General features: G+C 42.1%; 12 protein-coding genes. 4 read left to right on the forward strand and 8 right to left on the reverse strand.

Annotated elements, in window-relative coordinates; all coding sequences use genetic code 11:
- Positions 1–173 precede the first annotated feature (173 nt).
- On the forward strand, positions 174–878 hold the full coding sequence (locus tag CXF93_RS00505) for a hemolysin III family protein (protein ID WP_101060330.1): 705 nt from the start codon (positions 174–176) through the stop codon (positions 876–878).
- Between the two features lie 65 nt (positions 879–943).
- Here the strand turns inward: CXF93_RS00505 and CXF93_RS00510 are convergent, their stop codons facing one another.
- Positions 944–3628 carry a nitrate reductase gene (locus CXF93_RS00510; RefSeq protein WP_101060333.1) on the reverse strand — a complete coding sequence of 895 codons (2685 nt, stop codon included), beginning with the start codon at positions 3626–3628 and terminating at the stop codon, positions 944–946.
- Positions 3629–3917: 289 nt separating this feature from the next.
- The gene (locus CXF93_RS00515) at positions 3918–4841 is read right to left on the reverse strand and encodes a LysR family transcriptional regulator (RefSeq protein ID WP_101060335.1); all 924 of its coding nucleotides are present in this window, start codon (positions 4839–4841) and stop codon (positions 3918–3920) included.
- A gap of 108 nt (positions 4842–4949) precedes the next feature.
- Here CXF93_RS00515 and CXF93_RS00520 point away from each other — a divergent pair, with 108 nt between their 5' ends.
- Genes CXF93_RS00520 through CXF93_RS22405 form a run of 3 tightly spaced genes read left to right on the forward strand, consistent with a single transcriptional unit; the run spans position 4950 to position 7810 of the window.
- Positions 4950–6116, forward strand: a complete 1167-nt coding sequence (locus CXF93_RS00520; RefSeq protein ID WP_101060337.1) for an MFS transporter — start codon at positions 4950–4952, stop codon at positions 6114–6116.
- Positions 6117–6131: 15 nt separating this feature from the next.
- Positions 6132–7229 (forward strand): alkene reductase, encoded by a 1098-nt coding sequence (locus CXF93_RS00525; RefSeq protein ID WP_101060339.1) that lies wholly within the window; start codon positions 6132–6134, stop codon positions 7227–7229.
- A gap of 50 nt (positions 7230–7279) precedes the next feature.
- The gene (locus CXF93_RS22405; protein WP_101060341.1) at positions 7280–7810 is read left to right on the forward strand and encodes a prepilin-type N-terminal cleavage/methylation domain-containing protein; all 531 of its coding nucleotides are present in this window, start codon (positions 7280–7282) and stop codon (positions 7808–7810) included.
- Between the two features lie 64 nt (positions 7811–7874).
- On the opposite strand, the gene CXF93_RS00535 is transcribed toward CXF93_RS22405, so the two are convergent.
- The 6 genes from CXF93_RS00535 to CXF93_RS00560 all read right to left on the reverse strand — a co-directional run bounded on the left by CXF93_RS00535 (position 7875) and on the right by CXF93_RS00560 (position 16240).
- Positions 7875–8519, reverse strand: coding sequence for a LysE family translocator (locus CXF93_RS00535; protein WP_101060343.1), 645 nt, complete (start codon positions 8517–8519; stop codon positions 7875–7877).
- A 71-nt stretch (positions 8520–8590) separates the two neighbouring features.
- Positions 8591–8863 (reverse strand): putative quinol monooxygenase, encoded by a 273-nt coding sequence (locus tag CXF93_RS00540; protein ID WP_101060345.1) that lies wholly within the window; start codon positions 8861–8863, stop codon positions 8591–8593.
- A 214-nt stretch (positions 8864–9077) separates the two neighbouring features.
- Positions 9078–10676, reverse strand: coding sequence for a BCCT family transporter (locus CXF93_RS00545; RefSeq protein ID WP_101060347.1), 1599 nt, complete (start codon positions 10674–10676; stop codon positions 9078–9080).
- A 512-nt stretch (positions 10677–11188) separates the two neighbouring features.
- Positions 11189–12802, reverse strand: coding sequence for a BCCT family transporter (locus tag CXF93_RS00550; protein WP_101060349.1), 1614 nt, complete (start codon positions 12800–12802; stop codon positions 11189–11191).
- Positions 12803–12968: 166 nt separating this feature from the next.
- Positions 12969–14444 (reverse strand): DUF1501 domain-containing protein, encoded by a 1476-nt coding sequence (locus CXF93_RS00555; protein WP_101060351.1) that lies wholly within the window; start codon positions 14442–14444, stop codon positions 12969–12971.
- 11 nt (positions 14445–14455) lie between these two features.
- On the reverse strand, positions 14456–16240 hold the full coding sequence (locus CXF93_RS00560) for a DUF1800 family protein (RefSeq protein ID WP_101060353.1): 1785 nt from the start codon (positions 16238–16240) through the stop codon (positions 14456–14458).
- Positions 16241–16318 lie beyond the last annotated feature (78 nt).

The following is a 16318-nucleotide window of genomic DNA, read 5'->3' on the forward strand; positions in this document are numbered from 1 at the left end:
AACAGTTGCTCAAGAAATAAGGAAAAATAAGTAGGTTATAAATATAGCTAATGTCGTCATTGCAGATATATAAAAATAAATACCAGCAATGTCATCCGTAACTTCCAATACACAAAAGTTAAGCGTACACTTGTACGCTTAACTGGTAAGACAACTTAACGATAGGATAATGTATGTCACAGAGTGCTACAGCGATAACAAGTGCTACACCAATAATAGCGACGGCAGATACAGTTACCGCACCTTATAGTCTAAAAGAAGAAGCGGCGAATACTTGGTCGCATGTAATTGGTGCCTTACTCAGTATTGTGGCGCTTATCGCTCTCTTAGTGCCGTCAATACAGCAAGCAGATCCTTGGCGCATTACCAGTTTTAGTATTTATGGTATTTCGATGTTTTTATTATTTTTTGCATCAAGTGCTTATCATTATGCGACTAAGCCAGCAACGAAAGCAAAATTAAAGACCCTTGACCATTGTGCTATTTTCTTGTTGATCGCGGGGACGTACACACCGTTACTACTGATTGAACTGCGTGGCGTATTGGGCTGGAGTATTTTTGCTGTGGTTTGGTCTATGGCTGTGGTTGGTATTATCGCCAAAATATATTGGGCTGAACGTTTCAAAAAAATCTCATTGTTTTTCTATTTAATCATGGGCTGGTTAATCGTATTTTCAGGGGATGAACTATTAGGCAAACTATCCACCGGCGCACTAACGTGGTTAATTGCCGGTGGTTTAGCCTATTCTGCCGGTGCTATTTTTTATGCCAATAAACGTATTCCGTATAACCACGCTATTTGGCACATATTTGTGTTACTCGGTAGCGCTTGTCATTTTGTATCGATTTATTTTTATGTACTGCCAGCTAATCACTAAAACCAATGGCATTAAGCAATCTCTCTTAATGCCATTCTGCTTAATGCACACTTTTCATATAGTGCTTAATCAACTAACGCAACGTCAATATCACAACTTGCCATTACCCGTTTAATCTCTGGAATACACGAACCACAACCCGTCCCGGCTTTACTGCAACCACCGACAGCTACAACCGTATCCGCACCTGCTTTCACGGCTGCAACAATATCGTATTCTGTCACTTGATGACACGCGCACACCATTCGACTTGGCGGTGTTTGCGCTTGCCCTTTAAGAGTCGCACGTAAACCGACATCAGGCATTAACAAGGTTAAACTGGCTAACCAAGAGTTATCATCCACATCATTCGCTGGTGTCACCATTAAACTAATATCTAAGCTGTCTTTATGATCGCCCTGAAAGCTCATCGCAAAGCGATATTTCTGTTCGCTCGCATTTTCATAATCGACTTGCTTGGTCATATAACTATTATGCAAAGCTAATTTTAATTGTTGGGAGAACACAGCTGGCTCAGCAACGCTAGCAAGATAGTATAGAAAACCTTGCTCTAAACGTCGCTCAATCCAGTAATCCACCATAGGTAATATCTTAGCGACTTGCAGACGACGTTGACTCCACAACGCCGCGCGCGATGCATGTGACCATGCATTGACACTCACTGGGGTATATTTGTTTTCTGGTTGCCCCGATAATGGATCAGTATGCCCTGCGACTAGACTCGATATAGCCCCCGCACTGGCATTTTGACGACTCCAATGAATAGGTAAAAATAATTCCCCAGGATTTTGACTGACAGTGGCATGTGCACGTACTAATAGCTTACCTTGCAAACTTTCGACCTCGACTAAACTGCCATCAGCAATGCCACGTTCGCTTAGATCTTGTGGATTAATCGACAACAGAGGCTCGGGCATATGGCCATTAAGCTTGATCGCCAATCCAGTTCTGCCCATGCTGTGCCATTGATCGCGATTACGCCCGGTATTTAAGATCATCGGGTAAGCTTGGCAGACTTCGCTGGCCGCTGATTTTTGATACATAGGAATGAAGTTCGCTCTACCTGACGGCGTCGAGAACTGCCCATCAGTAAATAACCGCGCCGCAGACTTATCCCCGTGTATCGGCCACTGCATCGGTTGATGTTGATGATAATCTTGCGCTGCCAATACCGCGATATCTAAACCCCGCGGTAAGCTATCTTGCTTAAATCCGGTCATCTGCGCATATTCTGCAAATACCTCCGATTCACTAGCAAAACTAAATTCTTTGGTAAAGCCCATACGTTTAGCAACTTCCGCTAATAACCACCAATCGGCTTTCGCTTCGCCTAAGCTAGGCAAAAAACCACGTTGGCGTGAGATACAACGTTCAGAGTTGGTCACAGTACCGGTTTTCTCACCCCAACCTTGTGCGGGTAACAATACATCCGCGCACGCAATAGTATCTGATTTAGCAATACAATCTGACACCACCACCAGCGGACAATTTAATAACGCCTGCTGAATTTTGTCTGAATCAGGCAAGCTCACTACAGGGTTGGTGCCCATGATCCAAATCGCTTTGATCTTACCTTGATGCACTTGGTCAAACATATCAATCGCTTTAGCACCGGTGTTGTGAGCCAATTTTTCGGTATGCCAGAACTCACTCACCAACGCATGACTCTCTGGCGTAAAATCCATGTGCGCCGCTAGCATGCTCGCGAGGCCGCCCACTTCACGCCCGCCCATGGCATTTGGTTGACCGGTCACAGAAAATGGACTTGCACCGGGTTTACCTACACGCCCTGTGGCTAAGTGACAGTTAATTATCGCGTTTACTTTATTGGTACCACTGGTTGATTGATTAACCCCCTGGCTAAACAGCGTTAAGGTCTTATCGATATCAGTAAAACGCTGGAAAAAAGCCAACATGGTATCAAGTTCGAGATTACAGAATTCAGCCAGTTCTACCCAGCTTGGCGTCGACTGATAGGCGGACTTAAGTGCATCTTCAAAACCTTGGGTATGCTCAGCGATATAACTTAAATCACAAGCGTTCTCTTGATCAAGGTACTCCAACAAGCCGTTATACAACGCGACATCGGTGCCCGGACGAATGGCTAAATGCAGGTCGGTAATATCACAGGTGTCTGTACGGCGTGGGTCAATCACGGTGATTTTTAAATTTGGATTAGCGATCTTGGCCTGTTTAATACGGCGAAATAAGATCGGATGGCACCAGGCCAAATTCGAGCCAACTAAACAGATATGCTCAGCGGCTTCAATATCGGCATAACAAGCTGGGACAGCATCTTCACCAAAGGCTCGCTTATGCGCGACAACGGCAGAAGACATACACAGACGTGAGTTAGAATCGATATTACTGCTACCGATGAAACCTTTCATCAATTTATTGGCAATATAATAATCTTCGGTAAGTAGCTGCCCAGAGACGTAAAAGGCAACTGCATCTGCGCCATGCTCGGCAATCACCTTATTAAATGAAGATGCTACATAACTGAGTGTGGTTTCCATGCTCTGCGCTTGACCACGAATATAACATTCGGTAAGGCGTCCTTCTGGGACTAAGGTATCAGCTAGCGTTAATCCTTTTGAGCAAAGATTACCTAAATTTGTAGGGTGAGATTCATCACCACGAATAGTCACTGAATTGTCTTGATTTACTTGCGCTTCGACACCGCAACCAGTACCGCAATAAGGACATGTCGTTTTAACCCACTTGGGTGTTTGCTTTAGCTTTTGCATTGATCATCCTTGTTTACGCATATTCATTAATATGAATAAAGCAAAAACTCAGCCAAGTCTATCGTTTAGCCATAAGTAACTCAGATCCAGAGGACGGCGGGTTTAGAATGCTTGGCACAAGGGCAGCTAATAACTTTAGTGTGGGAATAGGCTGGGCTTAAAGCGTGATAACAGTGCTAGTGTAGAACTAAAACAGGGCTATAACGGTACTATAACGGTGCTAAAATATGTCAAACGCACCACCTTGGTGCGCGCTATTATCATCACGGATATATTTATCGGTTTAACTTTATTGCTGAGTCATGTCGCTGAATTTCTCAAACAGAAAATCCAAGAATAAGCGAATGCGTTTGGGCTGATATTGCTTACTGGTATAAATAACATTTAAGTCAGCACTCGATACCGACCTCGAGGTATTAAAGTTCTTCATATAACCATCAAGCACAGTAACAAGGCGTCCACTATTAATGTCGTCTTGCACATCCACAATTGATTTAAGTGCTATCCCTGCCCCCGCTAATGCCCACTGCCTAATAACTTCACCATCATCAGAACATCGTTTTGCTGCCACTGTCATTGTGGTTTTATATTCTTGTTGTTGGAAATGCCAAGTCTTTAACTCTTCGTTACCACGCAACATAACCAAGCAATCATGCTCGACTAAATCTTCAGGTGTTAGGGGCACACCACGCTTGGCTAAATATTCAGGCGATGCACACAATACTCGCCAACTTGATGATAATCGCCTTGATATAAGGCTACTGTCTGCCAGTTCGCCATAACGAATAACGATATCAATCCCCGATTCAGCAATATTTGATATCCGATCATTGAGGTATAAATAAGGCACGACATCAGGATAGCGTTTAGAAAAATCGGACAATATTGGCAGAATATATTGTTTACCTATGTCCTTTGGCGCCGAAATTTTGAGTGAACCTTTAACCTCTTCAACCACATTTTGTAAGCGATTTTCAGTCTCATTGACGCTGGCTATTATTTCCAGCGCCGCCTGATGATAAAGCTCACCAGCATCCGTTAATGCGATATGCCTAGTGCTTCGATTTAATAACTTCACCGCATATCTTTCTTCTAATGCTTGTAGCCTTGCGGTCATTGTCGCTGGAGAGAGACCCATGTCACGCCCAGCTGCCGCCAAACCTTGGTGTTTAACAATACTGACAAACATGGTCATATCAGAAAATTTATCCATACCCTCTCCTATTGTTCGGCTTATCCGAATAATGATTTCGTATTTTACTCAATTATCAAAAAAAATCGAATGAATATAATAGTCAGCATATTATAAACAGAGATAACCATGATGATTGAAAAAGAAAAAATGCCTTTCCAAGTTTGGATACTAACACTCGCCGCATTTGCGATTGGCACCGCTGAGTTTGTTATCGCCGGTATTCTACCGCAAATCGCAGTATCACTCTCTATTACTGAAGGTCAGGCTGGTTACTTAATCAGTGCTTATGCCTTAGCCATTGTGATTGGCGGCCCAATTTTAACCATCTATTTAGCCCGCTTTAATAAAAAAGCCGTACTGACTGGGTTAATGGTGCTGTTTATTCTCGGTAATATACTGTCCGCTTTGGCACCGACCTACGAGTTATTATTAGTGAGTCGTGTCATCGCAGGACTGGTTCAAGGACCATTTTATGGCATTGGCGCTGTTGTTGCGACAAACCTAGTATCAGAAAAAATGGCTGGTCGTGCCGTAGGTCAAATGTTCGCAGGTCTGACTCTAGCCAATGTACTGGGTGTTCCTGCAGGTACTTGGATCAGCTTACAGTTCGGCTGGCACAATACATTCCTGACGGTTGCTGCATTCGGTGCCGTGGCCATGGTTTTCATTCTAATGTCGATCAAATCAACCGGTCACGGCGAAGCTAAAAATATTAAAGCCCAGCTTATGGCATTCAAAAATCCAATGTTATTACTGAGCTTAGCCATCACCGCATTTGCATGGTCTGGTTTCATGACGCTATACGGATATATTGCCCCGATTGCGATGCACATAACCGGCTATGGTGAAGATGCTGTTACTTGGATCTTAGTTATTGTCGGTCTTGGTCTCATCATAGGTAACACCATTGGTAGTCGCTCGGCGGACAAAAACCTCAACAAAGCATCGCTATTCTGGGCTGTGGCCATGATCCTTTCATTAGTTTTAGTTGGTCTGGCTATTGATAACAAAATTCTTTTTGTCATCGCCGCATTTATCTTCGGCATCGCATCATTTGCCAATGTACCAGCAATGCAACTTCGAGTCATGAATCACGGCGGCGAAGGTCAAGAATTAGCTGCCACAGCAAATATCTCAGCATTCAACTTGGCCAACGCATTCGGCGGCATCCTTGGCGGCATCGTACTTGATAGCAGTATGGGCGCGAGCATGATCCCTTACGCTGCAATAATCGTCCCAGTGATTGGCTTACTGTTCATCACTAAAGCAAACAAATCCACATTAAACGGCTAAAATAAGGTAAATATCATGAGTAAATTATTCCAGAGCACGACCCTAAAACAATTAGACTTAAAAAATCGAGTCGTAATGGCACCAATGACCCGAGCACGTACTAGCCAACCAGGCAATATACCGAATGAACTGATGGCTACCTACTACAAGCAACGTGCCAACGCCGGATTAATCATTTCTGAAGCCACGCAAATTTCCGATGATTCACAAGGTTATTCATTCACACCAGGTGTTTATACCGATGAGCACGTTAAAGGCTGGAAGCCAATTACAACAGCTGTACACGAACAAGGCGCAGCCATGTTCTGTCAATTATGGCATGTTGGTCGAGTTTCTCATCCAACATTTCAAAATGGTGAACTACCTATCGCACCGTCTGCACTAGCACCAATTGAAACTAAAGTTTGGATTTCTGACGACCAAGGTAATGGCAACATGGTTGATTGCATCCAACCACGAGAAATGACGCAAGCAGACATAAATCGCGTAATTAAAGACTTTGCTTACTCAGCTAAGCGTGCTGTAGAAGCTGGTTTTGATGGTGTCGAGATCCACGGTGGTAATGGTTATCTTATCGATCAATTCCTTCGAACAAACTCGAACAAACGTGCAGACAAATATGGCAGCACAAATAGTAACCGCATCCGTTTCCTTCTTGAAGTTGTCGATGCTGTGATTGCAGAAATTGGCGCTCATAAAGTTGGCGTACGTCTTGCGCCCTTTATCACATTTAAAGACATGAACTGCCCAGAGATTGTACCTACAATCCTTGAAGCATCAGAAGAACTACAAGCACGTGACATCGCTTACATGCATTTATCAGAAGCGGATTGGGATGATGCACCTGTAATACCTGAAAGCTTCCGCATTGAACTGCGAAATCTTTTCACTAATACCATCATTGTCGCGGGAAGTTACACGCAAGAACGTGCCGAAGAAATATTAACCAAAGGTTACGCGGATTTAATCGCTTTCGGTCGTCCGTTCGTATCAAATCCAGATTTAGTGGAACGTTTAAAGCACAATTACGAACTAGCAGACCTCGACGGTGCAACATTGTTTGGTGGTAATAGCGCTGGTTATATTGACTATCCAACCCATGCTAATATTTAATTAATCGCAAATAAAGCCAGTTATGAATACTGGCTTTTTTAGGATCTAAAATGCACAAGAATAAAGGTTTTACCCTCATTGAATTGGTGATTGTAATCATTATTTTGGGGATATTATCAGCAACCGCAATACCGAAGTTTCTTAATATTGGCATCGATGCTAAAAATGCAACATTACAGAGTATGCAAGGAGCATTAAATGATGCTATTGAATTGTCATACGCTAAATTAGCCATTCATGGTAAAGAGACTGCTAGTATACTCACGGGTAAGGATGCGGGGAAAATTATTGCAGGCTGTGACGATTGTATTTTTTATTATGGGCGGCCACAATTAGACATCAAAACATTATCGGTCTTGATTGATGGCATAAATCCAGATAACGACGGCGACTTTGTACTGACAAACCCGATTACACAACGTCCTTCATCAGGTAATATTTTTAATGCCTACATTACCCTACCTGAGAATATGGATAGCAGTGGGAATATAATTGACCTATCCTGCTATATAAAGTATTCACAAGGCGCGTACTCAGCAACAGTCGCAAAACCAGAACTAACATTCAAAGAGTGTAAGTAAGTACGGGAAATAATAAAGGCTCACCTCGGTAAGCCTTTATTACGTACTCAACGCAAACTCGCTATTATTTACTAACCGCCAAATACGCGCCAGCGGCGATCATAATACTGCCCGCGCCTCTGTTTAATCGTTGATGGGCCACCGGTGTTTTTAACATTCCCGCCATGCGGCTGGCACCAAAAGCGATCAGCATTAACCCAGACAGCAAAGCGATAGCCGACAGCACAGACACTAAGGCAATATCTTGTGCCTTTAATACTGTTAAATCGATAAACGTTGGTAAAAACGAAATATAAAATAAAATCACTTTAGGATTCGATGCTGAGATCAAAAAGCCTTGAGTAAAACTCGCCAGCATTGCACCTTCTTTTTGCGCTTTAGTTTCAGCTTGAATAGTTTCAGCTTGAATATCATCTTTAATCTGCGGTAGTGCTTTGATCATCTTATAACCAAGATAAATCAGATAACCCGCACCGATATAACGAATAGCAGTAAATACTTCAGACCAGTTTTCAGCAATTGTCGCCAGACCAAAGCACGCTAAAATCAAATAAATAACATCACTACCAATCATGCCCATTGCCAGCATGATACATTTTTTCGGTCCTTCAACCATGGCTCGAGCCAAAATAGCAAATACACCTGGTCCAGGTGTTATTCCAAAAATAAATATGGCGATAAAAAATGTAATGGCCGACTCTAGTGACATCTATAAACCCTTTTATATAAATCATGCATTTCAATAATCCGACTATAGCATGACGATTCAATCTGTCTCAATCACAATATCTCATAATGCCGTTGAACATTCGCCGCCGCCCTACCCCACGCAGAATTTTCCACTCTAGCTTGGTGCAGTTCAAATGCTGCCTTATTAATGAACTCTTCGTACACATCGAAACGATTAAGATTAACCTCAGATTGAGTGACATTAAACATTAAACAACCCGGTTCATTACGCGTGAGTTCTTTATGGCTAATAAGTGCTTTTTTCACTGCGGGTAAATCCGCTGTTGGGACAATGATAAATCCTTTTAGAATGACTTTTTTCATTTCGCTCTCCCGCTACGTTCAAAGTAAATAATCCACAAGTTAAAATATAACGTAACACAGCTTGTTGACATTATAATGTCTGATTTTTGCGATCTGCCTAAAACAAAAAACGGCCTCAAACATACATTTGAGGCCGTTGGCATTTTCATATTACATTTTAAAAGATGTAGTTTTCAAAACTTAAATTGTAAAATTTAAGCTTCTAACTAAACCATTATTTATATAAATGACGCTCTGAGTTCAAGCCTTTAATTAGACTCACACACATAATCAGCAATATAAATGTAAACGGTAATGCCGTTGTTACAACACCTGCTTGTAGAGCTTGCAGCGCTTCCGTGCCACCAACCCAAAGCATAACACCCGCAATCGTACCTTCTACTGTAGCCCAGAAAATACGTTGTGGTACAGGCGCATCAATCTTACCGCCCGATGTGATACTGTCGATAACTAGCGAGCCAGAATCCGATGAGGTAATAAAAAAGATTAATACCAAGATAATCGATAATACTGACAACACATCACCATACGGCATTGCGTCGTATACTTGGAATAAAGACAGTGAAATGTCAGTTAAACCGTTAGCACCAAGCTCACCGACGTTATTCACAACTTGATCGATAGCAATACCACCGAATGTCGCCATCCATACCAGTGTTACTAGTGTTGGAATAAAGATAACTGCAGACAAGAATTGACGTACTGTACGACCTTTAGAAATACGCGCAATGAACATACCTACGAATGGTGACCATGAGATCCACCATGCCCAGTAGAATACAGTCCAACCGTGCATCCATGATGTATCTTCACGACCATGTGGATTACTTAAACCAATAAAATTTTGCACGTAAGCAGTCAAAGTCTCTGGGATTGTCACAACAATCACATCAAAACCAATAATCATGACAAAAATAAGTAGACCAATAGCAAACACCATATTGATGTTACTCAATACTTTTACGCCGCCATCGATACCACGAACAACAGAAAGGATCGCAATAAAGGTAACAAAAGCAATCACAATCAGTTGCATGCCAATGCCGCCTTCAGTACCAAATACATGGTTGATACCACTTGCCGCTTGTTGTGCACCTAGTCCCAGCGATGTAGCCAGACCAAATAACGTTGCCAGTACAGCTAGAATATCAACAATGTGACCAGTCCAACCCCAGGCTTTATCACCAATGATCGGATAAAATACCGAACGGATTGATAACGGCAGGCCTTTGTTATACGCAAAGAAAGCTAAAGAAAGCGCTACGATACCGTAGATAGCCCAACCGTGAATACCCCAGTTATAAATCGTTGCAGCAAGTGCTAATGATTTTGCTTCTGCAGTTAGCGGTTCAACATTAAATGGCGTTCCCCACCAGTTAGTGAAGTAAGCCGTTGGTTCAGCAACACCCCAGAACAACAGACCAATCCCCATGCCGGCAGCAAATAACATTGCCATCCAAGATATGGTTGAGTGCTCAGCCTTTGCTTCTTTGCCGCCAATACGGATTTTACCCAGTGGCGATACAATCAATACCATAGTGAATAAAACAAAGAAGTTAGTTGACCACATAAAGAAGACATCGAAGTCTGCCATGATGCTATTACGTACGCTGTTTAATGTTTCTTTTGCGGTAGAGGGGTCAACAAGGAGGAGGGCTGAGAGAAAGAGAACTATTAATCCGGCGCTAATGCCGAACACGGGGTTATGTATATCAAAACCCCATTTTTGAACGTTATCCTGACCGACTTGGTAGTCAGTGGTTTCAATACTATATTTATTTGACGTACTATTTTTGTTTAACGAGCTATCCATAAGTTATGCTAAGCATATATCCTGCAATACTTTTTAATCGAAAAGTAAAAACGAAAGGGTCATTAGTTAAAACCATAATGAGCCAAGTGATAAAAATCGGTTGAAGAGTAGCAAAAAATGTCACAAAACTCAAACAACCGCTGCCTGAACTTTATTTAAATAGAACATAAAGTTTCTGGATATAAATATACATAAAAATATGTTTAAGATAAAAAGAGTATTATTGCACTTGACCATGAAATATTTATATCGATAATAAAATGCTATCCAAAATCGTAAGAATACAGTTCAGTTAATAATACTGATAATTACTCATATATTAAACACTTAAATCTAGATTGCGTACAAATTTTGGCATTAAAAACTAAAGCGTCAGACATAAAAAAACGGCCTCAAACATACATTTGCGGCCGTTTACATTACTCATTTTTGATTTTATAAAATACAGTTTTAACACTTATATTTTAAAAATACTTATTACTAACCATGAGTAAGTATTGGTAAATAAGTCATTATTTATATAAATGATACTCTGAATTCAAACCTTTAATTATGCTCACACACATGACGAGCATTAACAAGGCGAAGGGTAGTCCAGTCGTTACAACGCCCGCTTGTAGCGCTTGTAGCGCATCGGTACCACCGATCCAAAGCATAGTCGCAGCAATTGAACCTTGTATGATAGCCCAGAAAATACGTTGTGGTACGGGTGCATCAACCTTACCGCCTGACGTGATACTGTCGACCACCAGCGAAGCTGAGTCCGATGAGGTAATAAAGAAGATTAATACCAATACAATCGATAATACTGACAGTGCATCACCATACGGCATTGCATCGTAGACGTGGAATAATGATAACGAAATATCAGTTAAACCATTAGTACCCAGTTCACCGACTTTATTCATCACTTGATCGATAGCAATGCCACCGAATGTCGCCATCCATATCAGTGTCACTAACGTTGGTACAAAGATCACAGCACACAAGAACTCACGTACTGTACGACCTTTAGAAATACGCGCAATGAACATACCTACGAATGGTCCTAATGAAATCCACCATGCAAAGTAAAATACCGTCCAACCCTGCATCCACGCTAGATCGCCACGGTCATGCGGGTTACTTAAAGCAACGAAATTTTCTGCATAAGCAACAAATGTTTCTGGAATTGTGACTATGATTACATCAAAGCTAATAATCAATACAAAGATTAATAGTGCAAATGCAAACACCATATTGATGTTACTCAATATTTTAACGCCGCCATTAATACCGCGTATAACGGAGAATATAGCCACTAAGGTAACAAGTACAATTACCACTAACTGTAAGCCAAGACCGCCTTCAGTACCAAATACATGATTGATACCACTCGCCGCTTGCTGAGCACCTAAACCAAGTGATGTAGCTAACGAGAATAACGTCGCAAGTACAGCCATGATATCAACAACGTGACCAGTCCAGCCCCACGCACGATCACCAATGATCGGATAAAATACCGAACGAATTGATAGTGGTAAACCTTTATTAAAAGAAAAGAAAGCCAGAGCAAGTCCAATAACGCCATAAACTGCCCAACCGTGAATACCCCAGTTATAAACCGTTGCCGCCAGTGCTAATGATTTAGCTTCTGCCGTGAATGGTTCAACATTTAACGGTGTACCCCACCAGTTGGTGAAATAAGCTGTTGGTTCAGCAACACCCCAAAACAACAAACCAATGCCCATACCAGCAGCAAATAGCATCGTCAACCAGGATAAAGTTGAATGATCTGCTTTCGCTTCTTTACCACCGATTCGGATTTTACCAAACGGTGATATAATCAGTAACATAGTAAAAGCAACAAAGAAGTTAGTTGACCACATAAAGACCACATCAAATTCTGCCATGATGCTATTTCTAACATTCGTTAGTACTTCTTTGGCTGTGGTAGGGTCTACGTAGAGGAGGGCTGAGATGAGTAGGAAGATTAAACCAGCGCTAATACCGAATACAGTGTTATGTATATCGAAGCCCCATTTTTGAATGTTATCTTGACCTACTTGGTAGTCGGTGGTCTCAATACTATATTTGTTTAACTGACTATTTTTTAACTGGTTATTTATTTTAAACGCACTGTCCATAAATTATGCTTAAGCATATATCCTGCAATACTTTTGATCGAAAAGTAAAAACGAATGGCCCATCGAATAAACATCAATGACACCAATAAATAAAACGCCTCGCAGGGTAGCAATAACCGCACTAAAGTTCAAACAAATATATTTACGCTAAATGACTAGAAATATTTTAAACCAGAGCCTTGTTTTTAACTCCTTGAAATAACGGCAGAGCCCCAGTCGGAAAGCGCTTTAGATTCGGAAATAATATATTTACCTCATCTGCGGAAGCCCCAAACCAGGCTGCTAAACTGGCATTAATTTGCGTCAGTGAGGTTGTCGGTAGCAGTCTGCCACTGCGATAATCATCAGCCCCACCACGTAACATACTTGGCCACTGACCATATAACCCGCCCTGCACCCCACCACCAACAACCAGTTGATGTGAACCCCAACCGTGATCGGTGCCATTGCCATTACTGGTTAAAGTTCGACCAAAATCAGACGCGGTAAATGTAGTGACTTGTTGGCTTAACGATAAAGACGCTAGGGCTTGTTGAAAACTGGTTATTGCGCGGCTGATCTCTGCCAATAACAGCGGCTGCTTATCAATCTGCCCGGCATGAGTATCAAAGCCGCCTAGCTCGACCATAAAGACTTGGCGTTGCATGCCTAAACTTTCACGTAACAAGATAGTTTGCGCCACGGCTGCTAATTGCCGTGATAACTTACCGTCATCAAACAAGGCATCAATCTTGGCTAATGCTTCACTGTGCTTTGTCCACAGTTGTGTTAATACCGTTGACAGATCTTGCGCTGAGGTTAATTTTCCGCGCATTAAACGAATTAACACATCATCACTTGGCAGCGACTGCAACGCTCGTACGGTTTGGGTTCTGGCTTGCTGTCTTTTGTTGCCTTGCTCATCCAGACCGATAATTTTACCTGGCTTGCCTGGCGCTAATACCGCGCCCATGGTTTGCTGACCACGTAACCATTGGTGACTACCACGGAAAGAAATACCCATAGGTAAAACAGCGTTCAAATTACCTTGTGATAAGTTACGGTCTGACAAGCTCGGCAGTTCATTCATATTCCCCGCCCAACCCGTCGTGACATTATTATCGCCAATACCCGAATAAACCGCTTTACGCTGCTGGTTATGGGCAAATAAAAATGCCGGTTTTCGTTTACGATTGTGCTTAAATTCTTCGCGACTACCAGGCTCAATCAACACACCAGTATTAGCAATAACAGCCACTTGTTTATTTCGGCTTAACGCTTGTAGCCCCTGCATGCCCGGATGAAAGTTTAACGCATGCTGATTACCATCAAGATCACGTAACATGATAGGCAATAGCGCTTTGCTGTAACGGTCATCACCTTTATTTGCTAAGTACTGCGGCTCCTTCACATAATTCGGCACAGCCAATGCTTGGCGGGTATTCATGTAGTTTTGGTATTGTGGATGTAGGGTATCAGGAAATACCATATTGAAAGCGTCATTACCACCGTTGAGCATAATGCAAACCAATCCCTTATAATCGTTTGCAGCATGTTGTTGGTCTGCAATTGCTTGCAGTGCCTGCAACGGATGAGGTCGCAGTAATGCGGTTGATGCGCCTAATAATCCGAATGCCTTGAGTATTTCTCTGCGTAATATCATGGCAATGACTCCTAAGGCTGCACTGCGTAATCAGCAGAGCTAACAATTAAATAAATTGCTTCTTTTAACTGCCTTTTCTGATCTTTAATATTGCTTAAATGTGACTGTAACTGCGTTTTAAATGCTGCTGTCATTTTTCCTGCCAATAATAGTTGGTCAAGATACTCCAACATATCAACACTGTTATCTGCAAGCGCTAAGGGCTCAGTAAAATCTAAATTGAAACTCGTCTTGTTTGACATAGTTTGTTTAAACATTAAAGACAGTTGCTTGATAAGCAGCGGATCAACCATGATCTGCGCTTCTGGTGCCACCGTTATCATTTGCTGATCAATCGGCACTATACTTGCAGGAACAGTACTCGCAGAATCATTGCTGCCACTATCGACAAGGTAATTTAGGCTCTCGTTCGCAGAATAGTTAGGTGTGAAATCTGGCTGATAAAAATTAAACACAGAATCAGATCGCATTGCCCCTTGACCAAACGTGCCGTTTAGCTGACGTAATTGATAGTGTGCTGATTTTGGCGTTGCTGAAAATGCCCGCAAGAAACCAATGTAATTTAACAGCGGTTCTTTTAATTTTAAGGCAGGTGAAGTTATCGATCCTTGGGCATCATCATCAAGTAAAATAGCTTGGACGACAGCACCTAAGTCCCCACGAACACCTTCGCCATTATCATTAAATATGCTGGCGATACGTTTAATATATTCGGGAGAAGGATTAGATGACACCAAGCGTTGAATCAATTGGCGACTAATAAAAGGACCAACATTGGGGTGGTTAAACAATAAATCTAAACTTGCTGATAGCTCTTTATCCGCTTTCATTCCCGCTTTAATCGATTCACCGAATAATTCTTTCTCGTTGTAGTCGTGCTGCTTTGGCGACAATTCCATAAAGGTATCATAACGACCAGTACGACGATTACCATAACGTTTGTTTTCAACCAGATCCCAACCGGTAAATACGCGCGCTAAGTTTTCAACATCCGCTTGTTGATAGCTCGGGAGCTTATTGCCCTGCTTATCTAAAATAGCTTGTCCACTGATATCTAATTGATACAAACCAATACTGAATAATTGCATCACCTCTCGGGCATAGTTTTCATCAGGAAAGGTGTTGTTGTTGAGATTGGCTTTACGATTACCTTGCATCGAAAGATAAACGCCCATCGCCGGTGACAAGGTGACGTCTTGCAATAAGTCACGATAATTACCAAAGCTATGTTTGACTAATAAATCGTAATACCAAGCTAAGCCATCGCCGTATTTAGCTAATGGTGGCTCTTGACTTGATACCACTAGTATCTGCGATAAGGCGAACGCTACGCGCTGACGTAATTGATCTTGGGCCGTTAGCGCATGTTCTAACCAAACCGATTCTTGGGCTTTTAAACAGGCGCGAGGATTCGGCGACTTTTTGTTTTCCACCTTGCTCGTATTAGCACTGTCAGAGCCATCGACTATATTTGTTGTGGGGGTAATCGAACCATCACAGTATTGTGTCGTTAAAGGATAATGCCAGCTTGGTGCTAATTGCATCTGCGTCGCGATCCACTGCTGACGTGTGACTTGTTGTGCACTTAACAGTGTTTCAGGTGTCGGGCCAAAACTGCCTTGGTATAATAATTTCACTGCGGCATTGGTGACTGACGGTGCTTGATTCGTCGCCAGTGCTGTAGTGTAACTACTGGCTTGTGTCACTACCGTACTATTACTCGCAGCAGCAGAGGTTAAATTTAAACAAGCCAATAAAGTACAACTGATACCGTTTACAAATAAAGATTTACTCATCCTAGATCACATCCTTAAAAACGGTGACCCTTGAACATATGCTGATTTTGTTTTTACGACAGTGATCTATGTCTCTAT

It is taken from the genome of Moritella sp. Urea-trap-13, assembly GCF_002836355.1.
In the GTDB taxonomy this organism is placed as follows: Bacteria; Pseudomonadota; Gammaproteobacteria; order Enterobacterales; family Moritellaceae; genus Moritella.